Below are 24756 nucleotides of genomic sequence, written 5' to 3'. Positions count from 1 at the left end.
CGGGGCCATGAACGACACAAATCGACCCGAGGGAGGTGCGCCGCATCATGGCGCAGAAGACGCAGGAGAGGGCGGTCACCGGCAGTGCGCCGGTGGTGGATGAACCCGGCAGGGTACGCAACGTGGTGCTGGTGGGTCACTCCGGCGCCGGCAAGACGACTCTGGTGGAGGCGCTGCTGGCCGCGACCGGCACGGTTCCGCGCACCGGCACCGTGACCGACGGCACCACCGTCTGCGATCAGGACCCGGCCGCGATACGGCAGCAGCGTTCCGTCACGCTCGCCTGCGCGCCGCTGATGCACGACGGCATCAAGGTCAACCTGCTCGACAGCCCCGGCTACGCGGACTTCGTCGGCGAGTTGCGCGCCGGGCTGCGCGCCGCCGACGCCGCGCTGTTCGTGGTCTCCGCGGTCGACGGCATGGACGCGGCCACCGCCGCGCTCTGGGAGGAGTGCGCCGCGGTCGGCATGCCGCGCGCGGTCGCCGTCACCCGGCTCGACCATCCGCGCGCCGACCTCGACGAGACCGTGGCGCTCTGCCAGCGGGTCTTCAGCGACAACGTGCTCCCGCTCTACCTGCCGATGCTCGACGACGACGGTGAGAACGTCACCGGCCTGATGGGACTCATCACCCAGCGCGTCTTCGACTACACGAACGGCTACCCGCCCGAGGTCCGCGACCCCGACCCGGAGCACTACGGCGCGATCGAGGAGGCCCGCAACGAGCTGATCGAGGGCATCATCGCGGAGTCCGAGGACGAGACGCTGATGGACCGCTACCTGGCCGGTGAGCAGATCCCGGTGGACGTGCTCATCGACGACCTGGAGAAGGCGGTGGCGCGCGGCCACTTCTACCCGGTCGTCCCGGTCTGCGCGCCCGACCGGGTCGGCCTCGACGCGCTGCTGGAGCTGCTCACCAAGGCGTTCCCCTCCCCGCTCGAACACGACCTCCCCACCGTCACCGGCATCGACGGCTCCGCCCGCGAGCCACTGCTCTGCGACCCCGACGGCCCGCTCGTCGCGGAGGTCGTCAAGACCACCATCGACCGGCACGTCGGCCGCGTCTCCCTGGTCCGCGTCTTCTCCGGCACGCTCACCCCGGAGAAGGTCGTGCACGTCTCCGGCCACGGCCTCGCCTCCCGCGGCCACCCCGACCACGACGCGGACGAGCGGATCGCGCACATCTACTCGCCGCTCGGCACCGCGCTGCGCGAGGTCGGCGCGTGCATCGCCGGCGACATCTGCGCGATCACCAAGTCCGGCAGCGCGGAGACCGGCGACACCATCTCCACCAAGGAACAGCCGCTGCTCGTCGAGCCGTGGGACATGCCGGAGCCGCTGCTGCCGGTGGCGGTGGTCGCCAAGTCCCGCTCCGACGAGGACGCGCTCGCCAAGAACCTGGCCCGGCTGGTCGCGGGCGACCCCACGCTGCGCCTGGAGCGCAACCCGGACACGCACCAGCTCGTCCTCTGGTGCATGGGCGAGGCGCACGCGGACGTGGTGCTGGACCGGTTGCGCACCGGCGGCGCCGACCTGGACACCGAGCCGGTCCGGGTGCCGCTGCGCGAGACGTTCGGCGGCCCGGCCAAGGGCCACGGCCGGCACGTCAAGCAGTCCGGCGGCCACGGCCAGTACGCCGTCTGCGACATCTCGGTCGAGCCGCTCCCACCCGGCTCCGGCTTCGAGTTCGTCGACAAGGTGGTCGGCGGCGCGGTCCCGCACAACTACATCCCGTCCGTGGAGAAGGGCGTGCGCGCCCAGATGGAGCGCGGCATCGCGGCCGGCTATCCGGTGGTGGACCTGCGGGTGACGCTGTTCGACGGCAAGGCGCACAGCGTCGACTCGTCCGACGCCGCGTTCCAGACAGCGGGCTCGCTCGCGCTGAAGGACGCGGCCGAGAAGGCGACGATCACGCTGCTCGAACCGGTGGACGACGTCACGATCCGGGTCCCGGACGCCTACGTGGGAGCGGTCATGAGCGACCTGTCCGGCCGGCGCGGGCGGGTCATGGGCAGCGACGCGGACCCGGACGGCAGCAGGACGCTGATCCGGGCGGAGGTCCCGGCGACGGAACTGGTGCGGTACGCGGTCGAGTTGCGCTCGATGACGTCGGGAGCCGGGACGTTCAGCCGTGCGTTCGTCCGCTACGACCCGATGCCGTCCCACCTGGCGGATGCCGTGAAGAAGGAACACGCCACGGCGTGAGGTGGGTGAGGTCTGGGCCCGGGGCGGGTGTGGCGCCTCGGGCCCCGTCGTCGGGAGCACGATGCCGACGGCGGCGGCCGAAACCGTCGATCAGCCGGTGGCCGGCCACGCCCGCGCCAGTAGGTCGCGCGTCTCCGTCAGCAGCTGGGGCAGGATCTTGGTGCGGCCCACGATCGGCATGAAGTTGGCGTCGCCGCCCCAGCGGGGGACGACGTGCTGGTGCAGGTGCGCCGCGATGCCGGCCCCGGCCACGGAGCCCTGGTTCATGCCGATGTTGAACCCGTGCGCGCTGCTCGTCGACCGCACCACGCGCATCGCCGTCTGCGTGAAGACCGCGAGTTCCGCCGTCTCCTCCACCGTCAGGTCGGTGTAGTCGGGCAGGTGGCGGTACGGGCAGATGAGCAGGTGGCCGGGGTTGTACGGATACAGGTTGAGGACCGCGTAGACCAGCGCACCACGCGCCACCACCAGGCTGTCGGCGGCCGGCAGCCCCGGCGCGAGGCAGAACGCGCAGCCGTCCGACGGGCGCTCCTGGCCGGCGATGTAGGTCATCCGGTGTGGGGTCCAGAGCCGGTCGAGATCGTCGGGTTCGCCGGTCTCGACCGGGCTGATGAAGGTCTCTCCCACGCAGCGATCCTATGGGGTACGCGGATGCCACCCGTCGGCACCGGCCAGGAACGTGCGCGCGTCGTAGCCGTGCGGCGACGTCAGCTGCGGACGCGCGGGACCGCGACCGGCGCCGGGGCCCAGATTGCACCACTCGGCGTAGCGGGCCTCGGTCCAGGGCCAGGTGCCGAAGTCCGACCACGGGGTGCCGGGCCGGATGTGCGCGCCGAGCCAGGAGTCGCGGATGATCGTCTGGCCGATCGCGTTCGGGTCGTTGCCCGGGTGCCAGGGGCGGCCCAGGTAGACGGTGCCGGCGGGGGCGTCGCCGGTGAAGCGGCAGTGGGTGAAGAGTTGCCCGTGCGGGTTGCCGGCGTCGGTGCTGGCGGCGGTCACGTACCCGAGACGGCGGTTGAGGGAGTGGATGCGGCAGCGGTCGAAGACCGCGGTGGCGCGGCCGAAGATGAAGTCGACGTCGCCCTCCACGTAGCAGTCGCGGAAGTACGCGCGCGAGATCGTGGTGGCGGCGGGACTGTTGACGTAGAGCGTGTCCTGGTTGGCCAGGAACGCGACGCGCGCGAAGACCAGCCGGTCGCCGCGGGTGAGCACGGCGACGGCCTGGTGACCCGAGATCTCCGGGTGGGCGGCCTCGTCGAACGCGTTCACGACGGTGAGGTTGCGGACGGTCACGTCGTCGGCGGAGATGGTGACGGACGCGCTGCCGGACGTGCCCCAGGTGCCACCGGTGGCGGGGTTGGGCGTGCCGTTGGCGCGGTCGTCGACGACCAGCACGTCCGCGGGGCGCCGGCCGAGGCCGATCAGCGTCAGGCCCGGCCGGTCGGCCGGAATGACGACCTGCCCACGGTACGTACCCGGGCGGAGCCGGATGGTGAACGGCCGGCCCGGCGGCGCGGCGTCGACCGCGGCTTGGAGGCTGTCGCCGGGCGCGACGGTGAGGCCGTCGCGCCCGGCGGCCGCGAACGCGGGGGGTGCGCCGGTGAGCGCGGCGAGCGCGCCGGCACCGGTCGCGGTGAAGATGGTCCGTCGGCGCATGGGCGTGCTCCTCCGGGGTGGGCGAACGCGGCGCGGAAACACGGGACTGAGCGGTGAACACGTGGAGCCGGCGGGACCGCGACACCGAGGGAAAGCGCTTACCCGCGCACCTGGAACGACGCTAACGCGCGCCCGGCGACACGGTCAATGACATCGATGTGCAGCTTTGTTGCAACGCCCCGGAAACGCGCGACGGGCCGGGTCACGCGCCCCGGCCCGTCGCGTCACGACGTCACCGCGCGTGCTTGGCGGCCGCCTGGTTGGCGAGCGCCGTCACCTCCTGCATGGTCCGCTCCTCCAGGTCGGCCGCGCTGGTGTCGGGCGCGGGCGGCTCCGCCACCGGGTTCGCCGACGGCGGCACGTTGGTGCGGGAGCGGACGATGTCGGAGACGTGCCGGACCGCCTCGTCCAGCGGCACGCCGTTGCGCTGCGAGCCGTCGCGGTAGCGGAACGACACGGTCTGACCGGCCACGTCGTCGTCGCCGGCCAGCACCATGAACGGGATCTTCTGCTGCTGCGCGGTACGGATCTTCTTCTGCATCCGATCGTCGCCCGCGTCCAGTTCGGCCCGGATGCCCGCGGCCTTCAGCAGGTAGATGAAGCCCTCCAGGTAGGAGGCGTGGTCCTCGCGGATCGGGATGCCGACCACCTGCACCGGCGCCAGCCAGGCCGGGAACGCGCCCGCGTAGTGCTCGGTGAGCACGCCGAAGAAGCGCTCGATCGACCCGAACAGCGCTCGGTGGATCATCACGGGCCGCTGGCGGGAGCCGTCGGACGCGGCGAACTCCAGGTCGAACCGCTCCGGCAGGTTGAAGTCCACCTGGATGGTGGACATCTGCCAGGTGCGGCCGATCGCGTCGCGCGCCTGGACCGAGATCTTCGGGCCGTAGAACGCCGCGCCGCCCGGGTCGGGGACCAGTTCGAGGCCGGAGTCCTCGGCCGCGATCCGCAGCGCCTCGGTGGCCCGGTCCCAGTTCTCGTCCGTACCCACGGACTTCTCCGGGTTGCGGGTGGACAACTCGAGGTAGAAGTCGTCCAGGCCGTAGTCTCGCAGCAGGTCGAGCACGAACGTTAGCAGCGACTTCAGCTCGTCGCCCATCTGCTCCGGCGTGCAGTAGATGTGCGCGTCGTCCTGCGTCATGCCGCGCACCCGGGTGAGGCCGTGGATCACGCCGGACTTCTCGTACCGGTAGACGCTGCCGAACTCGAACAGGCGCAGCGGCAGCTCACGGTAGGACCGGCCGCGGCTCCGGAAGATCAGGTTGTGGAACGGGCAGTTCATCGGCTTGAGGTAGTAGTTCGCGCCCTCGACCTCCATGGGCGGGAACATGCCGTCCGCGTACCACTGCAGATGCCCGGAGGTCTCGAACAGGCTGCCCTTGGTGATGTGCGGCGTGTTCACGAACGAGTAGCCGGCCGTCTCGTGCCGCTCGCGGGAGTAGTTCTCCAGCTCGCGCCGGATGATGCCGCCCTTCGGGTGGAACACCGCGAGGCCGGAGCCGATCTCGTCCGGGAAGGAGAACAGGTCGAGCTCCGCGCCGAGCTTGCGGTGGTCGCGGCGGGCCGCCTCCTCCAGCAGCTTCTGGTACGCCTTGAGCGCGTCCCGGGTCGGCCAGGCCGTCCCGTACACCCGCTGGAGCTGTGGGTTCTTCTCGCTGCCCCGCCAGTAGGCCGCGGCGGAGCGCTGCAGCTTAAACGCGCCGATCAGCCGCGTGTTCGGCAGGTGCGGGCCGCGGCACAGGTCGCCCCAGCAGACCTTCTCGCCGGACGCGTCCAGGTTGTCGTAGATGGTCAGCTCGCCGCCGCCGACCTCCATGATCTCCTCGGCGTCGAAGCCACCGGCGCCGGCCTCGCCGACCAGCTCCAGCTTGTACGGCTCGTTGGCCAGTTCCTCGCGGGCCTGCTCGATGGAGGAGAACTCCCGGCGGCGGAACCGCTGGTTGCTCTTGATGATCTCCTGCATCTTCTTCTCGATCTTGCCGAGATCGTCCGGCGTGAACGGCTTGGCCACGTCGAAGTCGTAGTAGAAACCGTCCCGGATGTACGGCCCGATGCCGAGCTTCGCCTCCGGGAACAGGTCCTGCACGGCCTGGGCGAGCACGTGCGCGGTGGAGTGACGCAGCACGTTCAGCCCGTCCGGCGAGTCCAGCGGGACCGGCGTCATCACGGTCTCGTGGTCGGCGGACCAGTCCAGGTCGTGCAGCTTGCCGTGCTCGTCGCGGACCACGACGATCGCCTTCGGGCCGGCGAGCGGCAGGCCGATCGCCGCCACCGCGTCGGCCGCCGTCGTCCCGGCCGGGACGACGACTTGGTCCGTCTCAGCGGGCTTCGATGTCGGTGCGGACACGGTGGGATCTCCGTTCGGTCGGTCGAGTAACCCACCGATGCTATCGCTGCGCACGCCGCCGCCGACGAGGGACGCGCTCCTGCCTCGCGCGGTCCGGGCCGCCGCACGGACCGAGCCGCCGGACCCGCCCCGGGCGCGTCGGCCAGGTCGTACGCTTCCCGCGCGCGATCCTCCCGCACGCGCGGCGGGCGGGCGAGCACCGGCCCCGCGCCGCGACGGCGCCGGTGTCCGCGTACCGGCGGATGTCCGGCAGCAGTGGTTTCGGGCTGTACCCACCGGCCGCCGGAGTCCGGCCCGGCGCCGGGTCAGAGCGTGCCGCGGCGCGCGTCCTCCCACTCGTCCACCGAGGTGGTGTTCGTGGCCAGCACCTTGTCGATCTCCGCCAGCTCCTCGCCGGAGAAGTCCGGGACGGCCAGCGCGCCGATGTTCTGGTCCAGCTGGGCGGTGCTGCTCGCGCCGATGACCAGCGAGGTCACCCGCGGGTCGCGCAGCGCCCAGGCCAGCGCCAGCTGCGCGAGCGTCTGCCCGCGGCGGCCGGCGATCTCGTTCAGCGCGGTCAGCTGCGCCACGCGGTCGTCGTCGATCGTGTACTTGCCCTGGTCGACGCGGGACCCGGACGGCACGCCGTCCAGGTACTTGCCGGTGAGCAGGCCCTGGGCCAGCGCGGTGAAGCCGATCACGCCGGCGCCCACCTCGGCCGCCGCGTCGAGCAGGCCCTCGGTCTCGATCCAGCGGTTGAGCATCGAGTACGACGGCTGGTGGATCAGCAACGGTGTGCCGAGCCCGCGCAGCAGGCCGGCCATCTCACGGGTGTGGTCCGCGTCGTAGGAGGAGATGCCGACGTACAGCGCCCGGCCCGAGCGCACCGCGGTGTCCAGCGCGGTCGCGGTCTCCTCCAGCGGCGTGTCCGGGTCGTACCGGTGCGAGTAGAAGGTGTCGACGTGGTCCAGCCCGAGCCGGGCCAGCGACTGGTCCAGGCTGGCCAGCACGTACTTGCGCGAGCCGCCGCCCTGCCCGTACGGCCCCGGCCACATGTCCCAGCCGGCCTTGGTGGAGACGACGATCTCGTCACGGTACGGACGCAGGTCCTCCCGCAGCAGCCGCCCGAAGTTGAGCTCGGCCGCGCCGTACGGCGGCCCGTAGTTGTTGGCCAGGTCGAAGTGGGTGATGCCGGCGTCGAACGCGTGCCGCACGATGTCCCGCTGCGTCTCGATCGCCACGTCGTCGCCGAAGTTGTGCCACAGCCCCAGTGACAGCACCGGCAGGTCGAGTCCGGAACGCCCGGTGCGCCGGTACCGCATCGGGCCGTCATAACGGTCGGGAGCCGGAATGTAGGTCATTCCGCATTCTTAGCAGTTCGTCCCCCGGTCGGCAGGGGTACGCCGAACGGCGGCGGCGGGTCGGGAGAGCGGTCGAAATCCGTACCGATGGACCGGTCTTTATCGCCTGATATTTCCTGACTCATCCCACAACATCGATGCCCTGCGCGCCGCGACGCTTGCCACGCCAAGTACGTTCTTCGCATGGCCACGGTGTTGCTCGTCGAGGACGACCACGTCGTGCGGGGTGCGATGTTGCGCAGCCTCGCCGATCGTGGGCATGCCGTCCATGCCGTCGGCACGGCGCTGGAAGCCCTGCGCCGCGTCGCCGCGGAGACCCCGGACCTGGTCGTGCTGGACCTCGGGCTGCCCGACCTGGACGGCGCGGACGCGCTGCGGATGCTGCGCGGCATCACGGACGTGCCGATCATCATCGCCACCGCGCGGGACGACGAGCAGTCCATCGTCCGGCTGCTGCGCTCCGGCGCGGACGACTACATGGTCAAGCCGTTCACCGGCGCCCACCTGGACGCGCGCATCACCACCGTGCTGCGCCGCGCCGGGCGGGCCACCCGCACGGCCCAGCCGGCCGTGCACCAGGTCGGCGGCCTGCGCGTCGACGTCGGCGAGCGCTCCGCGCAGCTCGACGGCGCGCCGCTGGCGCTGACCCGCAAGGAATTCGACCTGCTCGCCTATCTCGCGGCCCGCCCGGGCCGCGTGGTGTCCCGCCGGGAGCTGTTGGAGGAGGTATGGCGACAGCCATCGGTCGGCGAGGACCAGACGATCGACGTGCACCTGTACTGGCTTCGTCGCAAGCTGGGCGAGTCCGCGGCGAAACCCCGCTACCTGCGCACCGTGCGGGGGGTCGGATTCCGGTTGGTGGCACCGGACTGAGGGCCGGGCTGGCGTACGTCAGCGCGGCGATGACCGCGGTGGCGGCGCTGGTCTTCGTGATCCCGCTGGCCGTCCAGGTCCGGGAGGACGCACGCGAGCGCGCGCTGACCGAGGCCGGCCGGCGCAGTGCGATCGTGGCCGGCGCGCTGGCCGCGCAGGCCGACGAGGCGGGCGTGCGGCGCGCGATCGAGGCGGCCGGCAGCGGACCGCTGACCGACACCCCGGTGGTGCTCGGGCTCTCCAACGAGTCCGCGACCGGCCGCGCCTCCGACGCCGACCTGGAGCGGACGGTCGGCGCCGGCCGCCCGATCGTGGTGGACTCGGACGGCGGCGCGCTGCGGCTGGAGCCGGTGATCGTCGGCGAGAACACCGCGGTGATCGAGGTCTTCGTGCCCGATCACGCGCTCAACGACGGCGTGCCCGCGATCTGGTGGACGCTCGCGCTGATCGCGCTCGGCCTGGTCGCGGCCAGCGTGTTCGTCGTCGACCGGCTGGCCGCGAAGACGGTCGGCTCCGCGCGGTCGCTGGTCCGGGCCGCGATGGCGGTCGGCGACGGCGACCTCGGCGTGCGCATCCAGCCGACCGGGCCGCGCGAGCTGGCCGAGGCCGGGTACGCGTTCAACCGGATGGCGGACCGGCTGGTCACCTCGCGCACCAACGAGCGGGAGATGGTGGCGGACCTGTCGCACCGGCTGCGTACCCCGCTGACCGTGCTGCGGCTGGACGCGGAGGCGCTCGACCCGGACGACACCAGCGTCGGCGACTTCTCCGCGGCGGAGCTGGACCGGCGGCGCACCATCCGGCGCATCCGGCAGGCGATCGTGACGCTCGAGGGCGAGGTGGACGCGCTGATCACCACCACCCGGCGCGCGGTCGCGGACCGGGGTGCGCCACCGCCGGAGGACGGCGGCTGCGACGCCAGCGAGGTGGTCCGGGAGCGGATGACGTTCTGGTCCGCGCTGGCCGGCGACCAGAACCGGCCGTACCGGGTGATCGGCGCGCAGACCCGCATCCCGGTGCAGGTACCCCGGTCCGAGCTGGCCGCCGCGCTGGACGCGGTGCTGGGCAACGTGTTCCGGTACACCGCGCAGGGCACCGCGTTCGAGATCGGTGTGTCCCGGCGGGACGGCTGGATCGCGATCCGGGTCGACGACGCGGGCACCGGCATCGCGGACCCGGAGCGGGCGCTGCAGCGCGGCGCGTCCGACCGCGGTTCCACCGGGCTCGGGCTGGACATCGCGAAGCGGGCCACGCTGGCCACCGGCGGCTCGGTGAGCATCGCGCGGTCGTCGCTCGGCGGTGCCAGCGTGGTCATGCTGTTCGGCGACGCGGAGGCCAAACCCAAGCAGGCCAGCCGGTTCGGCCTGGTCGGACGCCTGGCGGGCGAACCCGGACGGCCCCGGTGGCCGCGCCCGCGGGATCACTCGGAGTGATGTGCAGGACACCCAACGATCCGAAATCCAAACTTTGCTTAGTTTCGCCTTAAGCCCATTCCCACAGCCATCTGCCAGGTGGCAGTCTTCTACCCGATCCCATCCGGTTACGTCGGACCACCGCCCGCATTTCGTCCCCACACCCCGGTCCGGTGTAACCCGCGCGCGGCGGGGTGCGGTCCCCCAAACCCTCACCCCGTCGCGCGCCCACCATGCGGAGGTATCACACGCGTGTCGTCGCACCGCGAGCTTCCCCGGCGGCGAACGGCCACAACGCGCTCATTCATCCGGGATCTTCCGGCGTCCTTCGCCTCGACGTCCGCGCGGCACCGTCGCGCGGGCGCGCCCGAGCCGCGCCTGAAGGGGCGCTGGGACAGCGTGCGCGCGCTGGTCACCGCCCGGGTGGTCCCGGCGATCACGTCGCTGCGCGACCGCCTCACGCCGACGCCGCAGGTGACGCCGGAGAACGAGACCCTGACCCCCTCGGCGGTACGCCGGGAGGGCGCCCGCCGCCGCGTCCAGGAACTGCCCGCCTGGGCCAGCCGCACGCAGCTCATGCGCGTGCAGGCGATCCGGCGCGACCGCGGCGGCCGTCCCGCGGTGGCCGCCCCGGTCTCCCCGCGCGCCGCGAAACGGCACGGCGAGGTCGTCCGGCGCACCTCGGCCGCGCGCGACCTGGCCGCCACCGCGCGCCTGCCCAGGCGGATCAACCTGGCCACCGGCGCCGTGCTGCTCGGCGTGCTCCTGCTGCTGATGCCCGCGGTGCTCACCCAGTGGTCGCCCGGCATCTCCTCGCTGCCCGGCCTGGTGCCGATCGCGGCGCTGCCGGCCAGCCAGCCCGAGGACGGACTGGTCTACGACGGGCTCACACCGGCCGCCCGCAACTCGCTCTGCATCGGCGCCTACGAGGTCAACGGCACCGAGGACGTCTGCTCGTACGGGCCGGACCCGGCACCGCCGTCGTTCAAGGTCACCCAGGACGTGGCGCCGATCGCGGAGGGCGTGCCGCCGCTGGTCGAGCCGGTCCGGGACACCACCGGCGTGCCGGACGACGCGGAGGTGGTGCGCGACGAGGGCGCGGTCGTGCCGGCCAGCTCGATGCCCGCGCTGGTGCCGGACCCGGCCAGCGGCGACGACGCGTTCACCATGGGCGACGACGGCGTGGCCTGCGAGGGCGACGGCTACCAGGGCAAGCGGGTGCAGGTCATCTACGCGTACCCGACGGACGCGGTCAGCCGGTACAGCCGGTACCTGCCGTCGATCCGCCGGTGGTCCGCGGAGGTCGACGAGATCTTCTCCGCGAGCGCGGCCCGCACCGGCGGCATCCGCCACGTCCGCTACGTCACCACGCCCGACTGCCGCGTGGACGTGACCGAGGTGCAGCTCCCGGCCGACCGGCTGCGCAGCTTCGACCAGACGCTCGAGGGCATGCGCGCGCTCGGCTACGACCGCACCGACCGGAAGTACCTGATCTTTGCGGACACGAACGTCTACTGCGGCATCGCCACGTTCATCAAGGACACCCGCGCCGAGGCGGGAAACCTGAACAACGGCGGCCCGTCGTACGCGCGGGTGGACGCCGGCTGCTGGTCCGCGCCGATGGCCACGCACCAGCTCGTGCACACGCTCGGCGGCGTCGCCGACACCGCGCCGAACGGCACCGGCATGGGCCACTGCCTCGACGACCACGACCTGATGTGCTACGCCGACGAGAGCGGCGAGGAGGTCCGTACCAGCTGCGAGAGCCCGTCCGCCGAGGCGCTGCTCGACTGCGGCGGCGACGACTACTTCAACACCGCCCCGGAGCCGGGCAGCTACCTCGCGCAGAACTGGAACCTGGCGAACAGCGAGTTCCTGATCCGCGAGCCCGCCCCGGCCGAGGCACCGGCCACCGGGCAGACGCCCGACCGGCCGGCCGGCGTCGCACCGCCGGCGCGCGTCAGCCCCACACCGTCGCCGCAGCGGTCCACGGCCGCGACCAGATCGCCCTCGCCCACGCCGGCCTCGCCCACGCCCACCGGCGGCGAGGACGACCCCGAGGACCCCGAGGACCCGGAGGACGCCGGCGACGACGACGATCAGAGCCTGCCGGAGCCGGTGCGCGGCGGCGTGGGCGGCGGCGCGACCGCCTCACCCGCGCCCTCGGCCACGCCGTCCGCCGCCTCGCCGACGCCGTCGCTGCCGGCCCCGCCGCCGGACGAGTCCGGCCTGGCCAGCGAGCCGCCGATCGGCGCACCGCCGCCACCCGGCTTCCTGAAGATCCGGGACACCACCAGCACGTCCACCCGGATCAGCTGGAACGCGGACGCGGACGCGGTGCACTACACGGTCGCGGTCAACGGGCAGATCATCGGCGTCACCGCGGCGACCCGGGCCCGGATCATCGGCCTGCAGCCCGGCACGGAGTACAGCATCCAGGTGCTGACCAGCGACGGCGAACGGTTCACGGACGCGCTGGCCGCCAAGACCGCGCCGGCCGCCCGCCCGATCATGGAGGGCTGGTTCCAGCTCAACAACGCTCTCACCGGTGGCGCCGCGCACCTCTACGGGGCCCGTACCAACGAGTCCACGCCGATCGTGGTCCAGCGCGCCGAGGGCGTCACCCAGCAGCAGTGGAGCCTGCGCCGGGTCGGCAACGCCTTCCGGCTCGTCTCCCGGGTCACCGACAAGTGCGTGGTCCCGCTGGGCGGCGAGGTCGCCGCCGGAGTCCCCCTCGTCCAGGTCACCTGCAAGGAGGCGGCCGATGAACAGCTCTGGGTCGTGCTGCCCACCGACAACGGCTTCACGCTCCGCGCGGCCGGCGCCAACCTGGTGGTCGGCCTGGGCGAGCAGCGGTACGGCGGCGCGCGCGTGCTCGCGCTCCAGAACCCGGAGGGCCTGCTCCACCAGTCCTGGACCGCGCTCCCCGGGTAGCCGTCCATGAGCCCGCGCCGGTCTCCCGCGATCCCGGCCTCCACCTCGGAGGCCGGCCCGTTCCTGACCCGGCGCCGCGTGGTGCGCTGGGCGATCCTGCTGTTCCTGGCCGTCCTGCTCTTCCTCGCCTGCTGGCAGGACCCGGTCTACGCGACCCCCGGCGCCGAGCCCGTCCCCACCGCCGTCCCGGTCCGGATGGCCGACGTCGACACGCCTACCGCCGGTCACGCCTCCGTGACCGCGCTGCTGATCGTCACGGGCGTGGTGACGCTCCTCTTCACCGCGATCACGCTGGCCACGCTCCGCCGCCGCCCCTGACCGGGCTCACGTGCCGGGCCAGCCCGCCTCGACGTCCCGGATGACGGCGGCGATCACGTCGTTGTTGGCCCGGTCCCAGCGGTGGAAGGCGTCCCGGACGGTGCGCAGCAGCGCCGCCTCGGGCCACCGCGCGACGCTGGTGTCCAGGAAGGCGCCGAGGCCGCCGTCCCGGTCGATCCGGGCGAGGAAGTCGGCGTCCGGCGGGGCCGGGTCTCCCGTCCGCACGAGCGCCGTTCGCACGGCGGCTCGCAGTTCAGGGTTGTCGCCCCGGAGATTCCACAACCATCCTGGCGAACGCTCGATCACGCTACGGGAGACGATCTCGCCACCGTTGGGCCATGCGATGTTGGCCACGAACGCGCCGGCCGGACAGCCCGCCACCACCCACACGAGGGTCCTCCGGAACTCGTCCACCGGGAAGAGGTCGGAGAAGGTGCTGTCGTGAGCCGGGACGCCTTCGGCGAATTGGACGAGGCGTGGATCCCTGCGACGCCAGTCCGCGATGTCGTCCGGGCGCTGGAGCAGGAGCCGATAGAAATAGTGCGTCAGGACGTGACTGTTGTAGTCGGCCTCGTCATCGGCGCCCAAGCCCTCCACGTCCGGCTGCGAGAACATCGACGCCTCGGTCGCGGTCACCACCGCCGCCACGACGTGGTAGCGGTGCGGGGCAGCGCGTCCGGAACCGTATGCGGCGGCCGCCGCGTGGTAGTCGTCCCAGCGGCCGAGGTCGTTGAACGCCTGAGCGAGCCACACCGGCTCCGCGGGAACGGGCCGGGCGTCGAGCAACTCCAGTGACTCGCCGGGCGCGTTGTTGTCGAGCAGCGTGCGGCCCTTGCGGTCCACCCAGCGCGCCCAGATCCGGTCCCGCACCGGCAGCACGTCCGCGAGCGGCGGCAGCTCGCCGCGCAGCACCCGCGCCTCGGCCGCCCTGGTCGCGGGCAGGTCGGCCACCGAGTCGCCGAGCGCGACCAGCCGGGTGGACAGCCGCGCGTCGCCGGCGTCCATGATCTCGTCGCCGTCCAGCATCAGCTCGTGGTAGAGCACCTCGACGGCCGCGGCCTCGCCGGTCAGGTCGCGCCCCTCGCGGTACCAGGCGGCGGCCGCGCGGTGGATCGCGGCCAGCGCGCCGGCCTGCACGGGGTCGGAGGTCATCAGGTGCAGCATCGCCCGGCGCACGTCCGGCAGGTGCCGGAGCACGTCGCCGTCGCGCTTGACCAGCCACACCTCGTCGGCGAGGCGTTCCAGCAGTTCGGCGGCCTCGTCGTCGGTGACGTCGCCGAGTCCGCAGTGCGGGGCGAGCACGTGGCGGATCAGGTCCGGCGTCACCCGCCGCAGTACCAGGCCGGGGTGGGCCAGGCGGCGGACGCGCGGGCCGGGGATGTGCCCGAGGAAGCGCTCGTAGAGCACCTCGCGCCGCATCTCGCCGTCGAGGCCGCGCACCGAGGCGGCGTTGCCCGCGATGAACTCGTCCCGCTCGGCCGGCGACAGGTGCGCGAAGAACCGCGCGGCCACCCGCAGCGTGAGCGGGTTGCCGCCGATCAGCTCGACCAGCGCGGGCGCCTGGGTGTCCGCGACGCCGTGCGCGACCAGCAGCTGGGCCGCCGCGCCCGGCGCCAGGTCGGCGAGGCAGACGGCCTCCGCGACGGTGACCCGGCCGGTGATGCCGGCCGGGTCGATGGCGACGTCGGCGCGGCCGGACAGGATGACGCGCAGGCCGCGCAGGTCCATGGTGTCGCGGAGGCGGGCGATCCAGCGGAGGATGCGCGCCTCCGGGTCGTTGTCGTGCAGGCGTGGGCGGGACGGGTCGGGCCGGTCGCGCTGCCACTCCTCGAACGTGTCCAGGATCAGCAGCACCACGCGCGAGTCCAGCTCGTGCATGCGCACCAGCAGTGACGCGTCCCGCTCGAACGCGGTCGCGTCGCCCGCGCCCTCGCCGGCCGCGAGCGAGCCGGTGTAGCGGGCCGGGGCCGTGCCCGCGCGCTCCTGGCGCACCTGGTAGCGCAGCGCGGAGAAGTCCGCGGCCGCGACCGGGTGCGCGTTGCCGAGCTGGCGGGTGACCTCGAAGGACAGTTCGAGTTCCGCGTCGATGCGGAACTGCACCCGGTCGAAGTCGATGACGATCACGACCGGGCCGGTCGAGCCGGGGCGCAGGATCTCCCGCAGGTACGGCTCGGCGAACGCGGCCAGCGCGGTCGACTTCCCGGAGCCGCCCAGCCCGACCACCGGCAGCAGCGGCACCGGTACGTCCCCGGCGACCGCGATCGGCGCGGAGGCGAACTCGCGCAGCCGGAGCAGTTCCTCCTCCCGCCCGAAGAACCCGTTGCCGAGCAGCGCGCCGTAGCTGTCCGCCACCGCCTCCACGCGGACCCGCCGCCGGGCCTCCGCGAGGTCGCCGGCGAACCCGCCGAGCGGCTCGGCCCAGGCCAGCGCCTGGAGCACCACGCGCGGCGACGGCTCCTCCGGGACCGACTCGGGCAGCGCGCCGGCCAGCGCGCCCGCCACCGAGGCCGCGTAGTCGCCGCTGGCGCCGGTGACCACGCCGGCCGCCGCGCCCAGCTCGGCCGAGACGGACGGCCGCGCGGCGCCGATCGCGCGCGCGGCCAGCAGGCGCAGGTAGCGGCCGGCCTCGTCGGTGGGGATGTCGCCGACGTCGGCGAGCGCCGCGACCAGCGCCTCCGGCGTGAGCCCGTGCAGCGTCTCGCGGCGCGGCCCGCTGCGCATGGTCCAGCGCCAGCCGTCCTCCGTGTGCGCGCGGTCGAACGCGGGCACGAGCAGGTCCAGCACGCGCGCGCCGTCCGCGGCGTCCAGGCCGATCACCAGCGCGCCCGGGTCGGCCGCGCCGGAGAGCGCGGCCCTGCGCCGTACCCTCGCGGTGTGGTCCTCGTGGCCGGTGTCGGCCGCGGGCGGCGGCGCGGCCAGCGACGAGGCGAACGCGGACCGCTCGGCCGCGGAGCGGCCCTCCCACATCTCGCGGATCGCGGCGAGCGCGGCCGCCTCCGACGAGGGTTGCGTCATCGCGCCACGCCCGCGGCCAGCATGCGCAGCACGGCGAGCGCGGCCGGATAGCCGTGCAGGCCCTGCGCCTGTTGCAGCGCGAGCAGCGACGGCACGGCCGCGACCAGCGCGTCCGGCGGCTGCGCGCCCTCCGGCGTGAAGTGCGCGGCCACGTCGTACGCGGTCGGGAACGACAGCTCCTCGATCGCCGCCTCGAAGCCCTCCGGCGGCGGCTCGTCCCAGCCGACCAGCACCAGTCGCTGCGACGGGTTGTCGGCCAGCCGGCCCATCAGGTTCACCACCACGTCCTTCACCCCCGCCGGTACGTCCAGGGAAGCCCCGCCGAATCCTTCCAGCACCAGCCACACCGGCCGGTCACCGCCCACCTCGGACACGCGCTGGGTGAGTCCGGGCAGCACGCCGTCGCGGACCTCGCGCGGCGCGGTGGTGAGCACGTCGCTGTGGGCGAGCGCGGGCTCGGGCGCGGAGAGCGCGCCGGTGATCCAGCGGGCGAAGCCGTCCGCGTCCTGGGCGAGCGCGTTCGCCAGGTCGAGCGTGACCACCACGCCGTCGCTGTGCCGTTCCACGAACTCGCGGACCAGCAGCTTGGTGAAGCGCTTGCCGGTGCCGGGCGCGCCGCGGAGGACGAAGAGGCGCTCGACCGGCGGCGCGTCGTGCCGGATCGCGCGCCACATCCGCTGCTGGGTGAGGCGGCGGCCGATCACCGGGTGGTTGTTCAGCCGCGGCAGCACGTGCACGTAGGGCACGCCGTCCGGGAGCGGCCGGTCCAGGATCGGCGACCAGTCCCGGACCGGTACGGCCCGGTTGCGCACGCCGGTGACGCCGCCCTGGTGCAGAGCCACGATCCGCCACCGCTGGTCGAAGACGGGCGCGCCGGAGGAGCCGCCGAGCGTGTTCACGTCGTGCAGGTAGCGCACCGGTGGGTCGCCGAGCTGCTCGTCGAGGTGGCCGTCGGAGAGCAGCAGCGGCTCGCCCTGCGGGTTCGGCCCGTGCGGGTGGTGCAGCAGGCTGACCTCGAACGGGCCGGCCGGCGGGGTGCCCATCAGTTCGGCCTGGGTGGCGCCCTTCGGCGGTGCGGCGAGCCGGATCAGCGCGAGGTCCCACGGCCCGGCGGGCGCGGCGATGCCGGCGATGTCACGCACGTCCTTGGCCAGGCGCTCGCTCTCGGTCGGCGGGCTGCCGTAGAGCAGCCACTCCGGGTGCAGCGTGGCGGTCTCGCCGGCCAGCCGGGTCGCGGCCCGGTCCACGTAGTCCCGGAACGTGATCTCCAGGCGGCGCAGGCTGTCCGGCGCGGCGGCGAGCGTGTCCTCCGTGGACACCAGCAGCGGCCACACCACGTGCGCCATGGTGGCCACCACGGTGGGCCGGACCAGCACGCCGGTGCCGGCCTGGGTGCCGTCCACGTCTATCCGGCAGACGTAGTCGCAGGCGCGCAGCAGGCCCTCCGCGTACATCATCGGGTTGACCGCGTGCCGTTTCCCGTTCTGGAACGCCTGGAGCTGGAACCGGCCGGCGTTCTCGTCGATCGCGCGCAGCCGGGTGACCAGCGACGGACCGGCCAGCCCCTCCTTGATCAGCTCGAACGCGAACACGTCCAGGAAGCCGTGCTTGGCCGAGACCGTGAACGCGTCGGCCAGCAGGTCCCGCAGGTCCGGCGTGGTCTGTGGCGGCTGGCGCACGCCGTACGCCCGGCTGACCCGCTCCCACACGCGCTCGACCACGATCCAGTCGGTCTGCCCGGCGGTCACCGTGTCCGCGAGCCCGGCCGCGTCCGTCATCGCGCCGCGGCGGGCAGCACGGCCGTCAGCTCGGCGGTGATGCGCTCCATCGCGTGTGCCCAGTTCCGCCGCTCCGGCTGGCCGGCGAAGTGCAGCCCGAGCACGGACCGGCCGTCCGCGTCCAGGTCCACCACCGCGGACCCGGAGTTGCCGCCGAGCGTGGAGACGTCGTGCGTGAGGATCCAGCCGCGCGGGTCGTCGGGCAGCTCGCCGGCGGCCGCGGTGATCCGGCCGGGCGCGAGCCGCTTGTAGCTCTTCACGCCCGCGAAGATCCGGGTGAACAGCTCGCGCGTGGTGGAGTGCTCGTTGCCCGGGTAGCCGACCGCGTAGACGCCGCGCCCGGCGGTGGCCAGCCCGCCGCGGGTCACCGGGTCGTCGCCGCGCGCGACCGGGACCGGCGGCGGGAACGCGCGGCCGGGGACCGGCTCCAGCTCCAGGATCGCGAGGTCGAGGCCGTCGAAGTTGAGGCCGCCGAGCACCGGGTGGACGTGCTCCGGCGCGCCCTCGCGGCCGACCGAGACCACGCGCCGGATCGGGAACCGGCGGTCCGGCCACGGCCGCCCGACCTCGTGCCCGAAGTGGACCGCGACGCCCGGGTTGAGCCGGCCGGTGAACTGCCCGTCCCGGCGCACGCCGCGCGGCGCGATCCCCTGCAGCACGTGGAAGTTCGTGGCGACCAGCCCTTCCGCCACGACCCAGGCGGTGCCCTGGTAGCCGAGCGGCGCCGCGGCCGGGTCGTCGACCCGGCCCACCGACCGGCAGACGCCCCGCACCTCCTCGGCGAGCCGGGACAGCGGCGCCGCGTAGTCGCCGATGCTGGGCGCGAGCAGGTCGACGAAGTCGTCCTCGACGAACAGCACCGGGCGGGTGCCGTCCGTGACCACCACCGCCTCCAGGCCGGAGACGTCCTCCGCGGTGAGCGCGGCGGCGGTGCCGTCGCCGAGCAGCTTGTCCAGCGCGGTGTCCGCCCGGGCGAGCAGGGCGTCGCGCAGCACCGGGTCGGGCGCGACGCCGGTCTTCGTCTCGATGTAGGCCAGCTCGGCCTCCAGGCGCTCGACCAGCTCGGTCCTGGCCCCCGGTGCCGCGTTGCCCGCGGAGGTCGCGGCCGACTCGGCCAGTGACTGGCGCCCGCCGCCGGTGGAGATCAGATCCAGGTACCGCGCCGGGTCGCCGGTCATGGCACCCGCCCCTCCACCAGCCCGGACAGCACGTCCACCAGCCGCTGCCGGTACGGGTTGGCGGTGGCCGACTCCAGGCCGCCGCTCAGCGTGGCCAGCGCGGTGGACGCCTGCTTGATCAGGTCCGGCTCGGCCGCGCGCGGATAGAGCACCTGCAGCCCGCGGACGTCGCCCTCGGACAGGTCGATCCCGTTGCCGGCCGGCGCGCACGGCGACGGCGCGGTCTTGTAGAAGAACGGCTCGAACTGGTACAGCATCACCGACTTGGCGTCGAACGGGCCGGCGAGCGTCTCGTCCGACTCCCGGGTGCGCAGGTTGAAGTCGACCTTCGCCCGGGTCCACCGGTTCGGCGGGCCGGCCAGGTACGTGTACACGCCCGGCCGCCGGCCCGCCTCGTCCGCGACGAACACGCCGCGCGGGTCCTTGGTCGGCACGTAGCCCTCGTCGTCCTCCCACCGGAACTCGTCCGCGCACGGGCCGCGCATGTTCTGATGCGTGTGCTTGAACGCGAGCGCGTGCAGGAACTCGTGCCGCACCGTCCCGGCCCAGTCGTCCGGCAGGATGCCGTCGAAGCCGGACAGGTTCAGGCTGCGCTGGTGCGGCGCGCCGCCGATCGGCGAGCTCGCGTCCGCGAGCGTGGCGTCCGTGCTGTCCGTGCCGACCAGCGACCAGTAGCCGCCCTGGTCGAAGCTGACCCGGATCTCCGCCGCGTACTCCGTGTCCTTCGTGGTCCACCGCCGGTACGCCCCGGTGGCCGGGTCGCGCCCGAAGTCCAGCGTGATGCCGCAGACGTCGGTGATCTGACGGGTGGCCTCCTCCACCTTGGCGTGCGCCTCGGTGTCGCCGTCCAGGAAGGCGACCCGGAGCACGGCGCCGGGCGCCCACCGGGACAGGTCCTGGACCAGGAACTCGAGTCCGGCCGTCTCCGCCGCGACCCGGCGACGCCAGGCGTCACGGACCTCAACGGCCGCCTCGATCGGCTCCGGCAGTGAATCCAGCATTCGCGCCATGATCCGCACCCCCCACGATGGACGCTCAAGTCCTCGCTTCGGAGCATTCGCCCACGTCGGGCCGGTGTCAACGACGGATGCCCGATAGTGCTAGGACGCGTACGTGTCGATCTCCCCGATCAGGGTGATCTTGTCGCCCTCCGGCATGAACGAGTGGGTGACCGCGGCCTTGGCCAGCTCCGCCACGCCGGCCCGGTCCAGGCCCAGCAGTTGCGCCGCCACCCGGTACTCGTCGTTCAGCGTGGTGCCGAACATCGGCGGGTCGTCCGAGTTGATCGTCACCGGCACGCCGGCCGCGACCAGCGTGGGCAGCGGGTGCTCGGCCAGCGACGGCACCGCGCGGGTCCGCACGTTCGACGTCGGGCACACCTCCAGCGCGATCCCGTGCTCGGCCAGGTACGCCATCAGCTCCGGGTCGCGCGCCGCGCCGATGCCGTGCCCGATCCGTTCCGCGCCGAGGTGCCGGATCGCGTCCCACACCGTCTCCGGCCCGGTGGTCTCGCCCGCGTGCGGCACCGAGCGCAGCCCGGCCGCGCGCGCCGCGTCGAAGTACGGCTTCCACTGTGGCCGCGGCACCTCCGGCCCGCCCAGCCCGAAGCTGATCAACCCGTCCGGCCGCTGGTCCAGCGCGATCCGCAGCGTGTCCTCGCCCGCGGTCGGCCCGGCCTCGCCCGGGATGTCGAAGCACCAGCGGAGCGCGATGTTCAGCTCCTTCTCCGCGTGCAGCCGGGCGTCCTCGATCGCCTCGCAGAACGCCTCGGCCGGCATGCCGCGGTTGACCGTGGAGAACGGCGTGATCGTCACCTCCGCGTACCGCACCTGTTGCCGGGCCAGCTCGCGCGCGATCTCGTAGGTCAGGATTCGCACGTCCTCCGGGTCCCGGATCAGGTCGACCACGCTCAGGTACACCTCGATGAAGTGCGCGAAGTCGCGGAACTCGAAGTACCTCGCGAGCGCCTCCGGGTCGGCCGGCACCGGCGTGCTGCCCTCGTGCCGCGCGGCCAGCTCGGCCACGATCCGCGGGGAGGCGGAGCCGACGTGGTGCACGTGCAGCTCGGCCTTGGGCAGTCCGGCGATGAAATCGGTCAGGTCGCTCACGCGCGTGCGTCCTTCTCGGGAGTGCGGGCCACCACGAAGTTGCGGTGGAAGGGGAAGAAGACGAGACCATTCTCCACCGGGTACGCCTCCGCGAGGCGCTCACCCAGCGCCGTGCGGAACACCGGCCAATCCGCTTCCGGCAGGGCCGCCTTGACCGGCCGCAGCGCGGTCCCGTCCATCCACCGCAGCACCGGGTGCTCCGCCCCGTCCGCGGCGGGCAGCGGGTGGAGGTAGGTGGTGGCCCACGCGTCGACCGCGCACCCCAGCCGCGCGAAGATCCGTCCGTACGCGGCGAAGTCCGGCACCCGGCGGATCAGCCCGACGCCGTTCAGCGCGTCGGCCCAGCGCGGCGACGCGGCCAGTTCCTGGAGCGCCCGGTGCGACGGCGCGCCGAAGTTGCCCGGCACCTGGAGCGCGATCACGCCGCCCGGTGCCACCGAGGCCGCCCAGCGCGGCAGCAGTTCCTCGTGGCCGGGCACCCACTGCAGCACCGCGTTGCTGACCAGCACGTCCACGTCCGGCGCGGGCTGCCACGACCGTACGTCGCCGACCGCGAACGCCACCGGCGCGCCCAGCGCGGACGCCTTCGCGATCATCTCGGCGGACGAGTCGACGCCCTCGACCCGCGCGGACGGCCAGCGCCGCGCCAGCGTGGCGGTCAGGTCGCCGGGCCCGCAGCCGAGGTCCACCACCCGCCGGGGTGCGTCCACCGGCACCCGGCCGACCAGGTCGAAGAACGGCCGCGAGCGCTCGTCGCCGTACCGCTGGTAGACGTCCGGATCCCACATACGCACCTCCACCACAAACCGTACGTTCGTCTTGCAAGACTCTAAACGACAGCGGCCGTCCCGGGGGATAGGCTCGCGCCGTGGAGAGAAGAAGCTTCCCCAAGCTCGGCGGACGGTCGGTCGGCGTCATCGGCCTCGGCACCTGGCAGCTCGGCGCGGACTGGGGCGAGGTCGACGAGGACGACGCGCTCGCCACGGTCGACGCCGCCGTCGCGGCGGGCGTCACGTTCCTGGACACCGCGGACGTCTACGGCGACGGGCGCAGCGAGCAGCTGATCGGCCGCTACCTGCGCGAGCACCCCGGGCACGGGCTGACCGTCGCGACCAAGATGGGCCGCCGGGTGCCGCAGGAGCCGGGCAACTACACGCTCGACAACTTCCGGGCCTGGACCGACCGCTCCCGCGCCAACCTCGGCGTGGACACGCTCGACCTGGTCCAGTTGCACTGCCCGCCCACGCCGGTCTTCTCGGCGCAGGCCGTCTACGACGCGCTCGACACGCTGGTCGAGGAGAAGCGCATCGCGGCGTACGGCGTGAGCGTGGAGACCTGCGCGGAGGCGCTGGAGGCGATCTCCCGCCCCGGCACGGCCAGCGTCCAGATCATCCTGAACGCGTTCCGGCTCAAGCCGCTGGAGGCGGTGCTCCCGGCCGCGTCCGAGGCCGGCGTCGGCATCATCGCGCGCGTCCCGCTCGCCAGCGGCCTGCTCTCCGGCAAGTACGACGCGACCACCTCGTTCCCGGAGAACGACCACCGGAACTTCAACCGGCACGGCGAGTCCTTCGACGTGGGCGAGACGTTCTCCGGCGTCGACTTCGAGACCGGCCTGGAGGCCGTCCGCCGGCTCGCGCCGCTGGTCCCGGACGGCGCCACCACCGCGCAGTTCGCGCTCCGGTGGATCATCGACCAGCCCGCCGTGACCGTGGTCATCCCGGGCGCGCGCAACGCCGCCCAGGCGGAGGGGAACGCGGCCGCCGCCGCACTGCCGCCGCTGCCCGCGCAGACGCACGCGGCCGTGACCGAGGTCTACGACGAACTGATCCGCCCCCAGGTGCACTCGCGATGGTGACCAAGGTGTGGGGCACGCTGACGCTGGGCCTGCTCGGCTTCGTGCTCGGCGCCCTATGGATCTTCGAGGGCCTCGAGATGATCCCCGGCAGCTCCGTCACCAAGGGCCCGCCCTGGGCGATCGCCGGCACAATCCTGCTGGTCAGCGGCCTGATCGCCATGGTCGTCGGCGTCCGCGTCCGCTCCCGCCTGCGCCCGCCGACCCCCGCCCCCACCGACCCCGCTCTCCTCCCGATCACGGAACAGCCCACCGCCGTCGGCCTCCCCGCCATCCGCGAGGACGCGCCACTGCCGAGGTGGCGCTAGAAACCCCACTCCATCCAGCGATACGGACGCGCCGCACGCCTCACACCACGCGGCGCGTCCGTCCCGGCGACGCACAGTCCCACGGCGCGGTGACAGCTCCGCGACCGGGAGAAGGTTCACCAGATCGGCGCCGGACAGCGCGGCGACCGCCCGCCTGGAGCCGTGGGGCGTCATGGCATCGACCCGCGGGCCGGGAACCGCGGGAAACGCGGCGCGGCGGGTGCGGCCCGATGGGCGCACCCGCCGCGGAGCAGCGCGGGCTTCGGGGCCCGCGCTGCCGTCCGTATCGTGTGGTGGGTTTCAGTCGGGCCAGTGGCCCGTGACGCGACGGACGCCGACGGCGCCACCGCGGTCGACGGCGGCCTTGACCACCGCGAAGATCGCGCCCTGGATCGCGGCCGCGACCAGGATCTCGCCCCAGCCGCGGTCCTCGTCGGTCGCGTTGGGTGCGTCGTCGTCGTTGCCGGCCAGCTTCCACACCTCTTTGAACAGCGCGCCCGCGATCGCACCCGCGGCCACGCCGGCGAGGATGCCGACCGGCTTGTACGCCAATGAGTTGATCTTCTTGCCCATCGTGATCCTCCCCTCTCAGCGACGACGCCGGATCAGCCACAGCGCCAGCACGAGCGCCGCGGCCGTGGCGGCCGCGATCGCCGCGGCGGGCACCGGGTTGCGGCGCACCGCCTCACCGGCGTCATGTGCACGAACCGACACCTCGTGCGCACGGACCGACACGACGTCGGCCGCCTCGTGCGCGCGCTGCGACACGGTCTCCTTGGCGTCCTGGACGCGCAGCGCCAGGTTCGCCTTGGCCTGCTCGACCTGCTCCTTGGCGCGCGCCTTCACGTCCGCCTTCGCGGCCAGCGCCTGCACCGTGTCGCCGAGCTCGGCCCGGGTGCGCTCTATCTCGGCGCGCAGCGCGTCGAGGTCCTGCGACGACCCGTCGTTCTTGCGCACATCCTCCATGGTCATGACCGTCCTCGCTTCACGGCCTCGGTGACCGCTTCCACGTCGGCCTTCACGCCGTCCGTGGCGGCCTGCGGCATCGGGGGTACGGCCTGCTTGACCTGCTTGCGGCCGAGCAGCGCCAGGATGCCCGCGCCGATGAAGAGGACGACCGTGACGATCAGCGAGGCCAGCCAGGCCGGCATGACCAGCGCGAGCGCCAGGATGATGGTCGCGATGCCGGCGCCGAGCCCGTAGAGCGCGAGCGCGCCACCGCCACCGAAGAGCCCCACGCCCACTCCGGCGTGCTTGCCCTTCTCCGTGAGTTCGGCCTTGGCCAGCGCGAACTCGTCCTTGATGAGTCGTGTGATCTGTTCGCTGGCCCGCTGCACCAGCTCGGACGTGGAGGGTTCGCCGACCCGGGTCACCACCCGGCCGTTACCCGCCTGAGCGGAACTTCGGTTCAGGACATCCGCCATGCCGTATTA

General features: G+C 73.3%; 19 protein-coding genes and 1 pseudogene. 7 read left to right on the top strand and 13 right to left on the bottom strand.

Annotation, left to right across the window (positions count from 1 at the left end; genetic code table 11):
* Positions 1 to 47 precede the first annotated feature (47 nt).
* Positions 48 to 2204: an elongation factor G-like protein EF-G2 gene (locus J2S41_RS04380; RefSeq protein ID WP_310363370.1), complete on the top strand. Its 2157-nt coding sequence runs from the start codon at positions 48 to 50 to the stop codon at positions 2202 to 2204.
* Between the two features lie 90 nt (positions 2205 to 2294).
* Here J2S41_RS04380 and J2S41_RS04375 read toward each other — a convergent pair whose 3' ends face one another.
* The 4 genes and pseudogenes from J2S41_RS04375 to mgrA form a co-directional block, all read right to left on the bottom strand.
* Positions 2295 to 2756 carry an HIT family protein gene (locus J2S41_RS04375; protein ID WP_310376275.1) on the bottom strand — a complete coding sequence of 154 codons (462 nt, stop codon included), beginning with the start codon at positions 2754 to 2756 and terminating at the stop codon, positions 2295 to 2297.
* Between the two features lie 84 nt (positions 2757 to 2840).
* Entirely contained in the window at positions 2841 to 3860 is a 1020-nt protein-coding gene (locus J2S41_RS04370) for a pectinesterase family protein (protein WP_310363368.1), read from the bottom strand.
* Between the two features lie 346 nt (positions 3861 to 4206).
* Positions 4207 to 6207 (bottom strand): annotated as a pseudogene (gene thrS, locus J2S41_RS04365) (threonine--tRNA ligase); the annotation flags it as partial.
* Between the two features lie 305 nt (positions 6208 to 6512).
* Positions 6513 to 7547, bottom strand: a complete 1035-nt coding sequence (gene mgrA, locus J2S41_RS04360; RefSeq protein WP_310363365.1) for an L-glyceraldehyde 3-phosphate reductase — start codon at positions 7545 to 7547, stop codon at positions 6513 to 6515.
* 183 nt (positions 7548 to 7730) lie between these two features.
* Here mgrA and J2S41_RS04355 point away from each other — a divergent pair, with 183 nt between their 5' ends.
* The 4 genes from J2S41_RS04355 to J2S41_RS04340 all read left to right on the top strand — a co-directional run bounded on the left by J2S41_RS04355 (position 7731) and on the right by J2S41_RS04340 (position 13084).
* Positions 7731 to 8420: a response regulator transcription factor gene (locus J2S41_RS04355; RefSeq protein ID WP_306832792.1), complete on the top strand. Its 690-nt coding sequence runs from the start codon at positions 7731 to 7733 to the stop codon at positions 8418 to 8420.
* A 29-nt stretch (positions 8421 to 8449) separates the two neighbouring features.
* Positions 8450 to 9853 (top strand): sensor histidine kinase, encoded by a 1404-nt coding sequence (locus tag J2S41_RS04350; protein WP_310363357.1) that lies wholly within the window; start codon positions 8450 to 8452, stop codon positions 9851 to 9853.
* 378 nt (positions 9854 to 10231) lie between these two features.
* Positions 10232 to 12766: an RICIN domain-containing protein gene (locus J2S41_RS04345; RefSeq protein ID WP_310363355.1), complete on the top strand. Its 2535-nt coding sequence runs from the start codon at positions 10232 to 10234 to the stop codon at positions 12764 to 12766.
* A 6-nt stretch (positions 12767 to 12772) separates the two neighbouring features.
* Positions 12773 to 13084, top strand: a complete 312-nt coding sequence (locus J2S41_RS04340; protein ID WP_310363353.1) for a hypothetical protein — start codon at positions 12773 to 12775, stop codon at positions 13082 to 13084.
* A 6-nt stretch (positions 13085 to 13090) separates the two neighbouring features.
* On the opposite strand, the gene J2S41_RS04335 is transcribed toward J2S41_RS04340, so the two are convergent.
* From J2S41_RS04335 to J2S41_RS04310, 6 genes are all read right to left on the bottom strand, one after another.
* Positions 13091 to 16099 (bottom strand): hypothetical protein, encoded by a 3009-nt coding sequence (locus J2S41_RS04335; RefSeq protein WP_310363351.1) that lies wholly within the window; start codon positions 16097 to 16099, stop codon positions 13091 to 13093.
* Positions 16096 to 17877, bottom strand: coding sequence for a trypsin-like serine peptidase (locus J2S41_RS04330; RefSeq protein WP_310363349.1), 1782 nt, complete (start codon positions 17875 to 17877; stop codon positions 16096 to 16098). The genes J2S41_RS04335 and J2S41_RS04330 overlap by 4 nt, the downstream gene beginning before the upstream one ends.
* Complete coding sequence (locus J2S41_RS04325) at positions 17874 to 19055, bottom strand: trypsin-like serine peptidase (protein ID WP_310363347.1); 1182 nt, start codon at positions 19053 to 19055, stop codon at positions 17874 to 17876. The genes J2S41_RS04330 and J2S41_RS04325 overlap by 4 nt, the downstream gene beginning before the upstream one ends.
* Complete coding sequence (locus J2S41_RS04320; protein WP_310363344.1) at positions 19052 to 20056, bottom strand: zinc metalloprotease; 1005 nt, start codon at positions 20054 to 20056, stop codon at positions 19052 to 19054. The genes J2S41_RS04325 and J2S41_RS04320 overlap by 4 nt, the downstream gene beginning before the upstream one ends.
* A gap of 99 nt (positions 20057 to 20155) precedes the next feature.
* Positions 20156 to 21163: an adenosine deaminase gene (locus tag J2S41_RS04315; RefSeq protein WP_310363341.1), complete on the bottom strand. Its 1008-nt coding sequence runs from the start codon at positions 21161 to 21163 to the stop codon at positions 20156 to 20158.
* Positions 21160 to 21951 (bottom strand): trans-aconitate 2-methyltransferase, encoded by a 792-nt coding sequence (locus J2S41_RS04310; RefSeq protein WP_310363337.1) that lies wholly within the window; start codon positions 21949 to 21951, stop codon positions 21160 to 21162. Before J2S41_RS04310 ends, J2S41_RS04315 begins: the two co-directional genes overlap by 4 nt.
* Positions 21952 to 22031: 80 nt before the next feature.
* On the opposite strand from J2S41_RS04310, the gene J2S41_RS04305 reads away from it, so the two are divergent.
* Entirely contained in the window at positions 22032 to 23018 is a 987-nt protein-coding gene (locus J2S41_RS04305) for an aldo/keto reductase (protein WP_310363334.1), read from the top strand.
* Positions 23012 to 23323, top strand: coding sequence for a hypothetical protein (locus J2S41_RS04300; protein ID WP_310363332.1), 312 nt, complete (start codon positions 23012 to 23014; stop codon positions 23321 to 23323). The genes J2S41_RS04305 and J2S41_RS04300 overlap by 7 nt, the downstream gene beginning before the upstream one ends.
* Before the next feature lie 300 nt (positions 23324 to 23623).
* On the opposite strand, the gene J2S41_RS04295 is transcribed toward J2S41_RS04300, so the two are convergent.
* Genes J2S41_RS04295 through J2S41_RS04285 form a run of 3 tightly spaced genes read right to left on the bottom strand, consistent with a single transcriptional unit; the run spans position 23624 to position 24747 of the window.
* Positions 23624 to 23896: a DUF4235 domain-containing protein gene (locus J2S41_RS04295; protein ID WP_310363330.1), complete on the bottom strand. Its 273-nt coding sequence runs from the start codon at positions 23894 to 23896 to the stop codon at positions 23624 to 23626.
* A 15-nt stretch (positions 23897 to 23911) separates the two neighbouring features.
* Positions 23912 to 24295 (bottom strand): DUF3618 domain-containing protein, encoded by a 384-nt coding sequence (locus J2S41_RS04290; protein ID WP_310363327.1) that lies wholly within the window; start codon positions 24293 to 24295, stop codon positions 23912 to 23914.
* Positions 24292 to 24747 (bottom strand): phage holin family protein, encoded by a 456-nt coding sequence (locus tag J2S41_RS04285; protein ID WP_310363325.1) that lies wholly within the window; start codon positions 24745 to 24747, stop codon positions 24292 to 24294. Before J2S41_RS04285 ends, J2S41_RS04290 begins: the two co-directional genes overlap by 4 nt.
* Positions 24748 to 24756 lie beyond the last annotated feature (9 nt).

The organism is Catenuloplanes atrovinosus (assembly GCF_031458235.1).
Classification (GTDB): domain Bacteria; phylum Actinomycetota; class Actinomycetes; order Mycobacteriales; family Micromonosporaceae; genus Catenuloplanes; species Catenuloplanes atrovinosus.
This window is presented reverse-complemented; position numbering and strand designations above follow the sequence as displayed.

Excerpts from the sequence above, each read along its gene's own strand:
- J2S41_RS04340 (WP_310363353.1), top strand. The coding sequence starts at position 12,773 with ATGAGCCCGCGCCGGTCTCCCGCGATCCCGGCCTCCACCTCGGAGGCC.
- J2S41_RS04320 (WP_310363344.1), bottom strand. The coding sequence starts at position 20,056 with ATGCTGGATTCACTGCCGGAGCCGATCGAGGCGGCCGTTGAGGTCCGT.
- J2S41_RS04295 (WP_310363330.1), bottom strand. The coding sequence starts at position 23,896 with ATGGGCAAGAAGATCAACTCATTGGCGTACAAGCCGGTCGGCATCCTC.
- J2S41_RS04355 (WP_306832792.1), top strand. The coding sequence starts at position 7,731 with ATGGCCACGGTGTTGCTCGTCGAGGACGACCACGTCGTGCGGGGTGCG.
- J2S41_RS04375 (WP_310376275.1), bottom strand. The coding sequence starts at position 2,756 with ATGACCTACATCGCCGGCCAGGAGCGCCCGTCGGACGGCTGCGCGTTC.
- J2S41_RS04350 (WP_310363357.1), top strand. The coding sequence starts at position 8,450 with ATGACCGCGGTGGCGGCGCTGGTCTTCGTGATCCCGCTGGCCGTCCAG.
- J2S41_RS04370 (WP_310363368.1), bottom strand. The coding sequence starts at position 3,860 with ATGCGCCGACGGACCATCTTCACCGCGACCGGTGCCGGCGCGCTCGCC.
- J2S41_RS04290 (WP_310363327.1), bottom strand. The coding sequence starts at position 24,295 with ATGACCATGGAGGATGTGCGCAAGAACGACGGGTCGTCGCAGGACCTC.
- J2S41_RS04325 (WP_310363347.1), bottom strand. The coding sequence starts at position 19,055 with ATGACCGGCGACCCGGCGCGGTACCTGGATCTGATCTCCACCGGCGGC.
- J2S41_RS04380 (WP_310363370.1), top strand. The coding sequence starts at position 48 with ATGGCGCAGAAGACGCAGGAGAGGGCGGTCACCGGCAGTGCGCCGGTG.
- J2S41_RS04285 (WP_310363325.1), bottom strand. The coding sequence starts at position 24,747 with ATGGCGGATGTCCTGAACCGAAGTTCCGCTCAGGCGGGTAACGGCCGG.
- J2S41_RS04330 (WP_310363349.1), bottom strand. The coding sequence starts at position 17,877 with ATGACGGACGCGGCCGGGCTCGCGGACACGGTGACCGCCGGGCAGACC.
- mgrA (WP_310363365.1), bottom strand. The coding sequence starts at position 7,547 with ATGACCTACATTCCGGCTCCCGACCGTTATGACGGCCCGATGCGGTAC.
- J2S41_RS04335 (WP_310363351.1), bottom strand. The coding sequence starts at position 16,099 with ATGACGCAACCCTCGTCGGAGGCGGCCGCGCTCGCCGCGATCCGCGAG.
- J2S41_RS04310 (WP_310363337.1), bottom strand. The coding sequence starts at position 21,951 with ATGTGGGATCCGGACGTCTACCAGCGGTACGGCGACGAGCGCTCGCGG.
- J2S41_RS04300 (WP_310363332.1), top strand. The coding sequence starts at position 23,012 with ATGGTGACCAAGGTGTGGGGCACGCTGACGCTGGGCCTGCTCGGCTTC.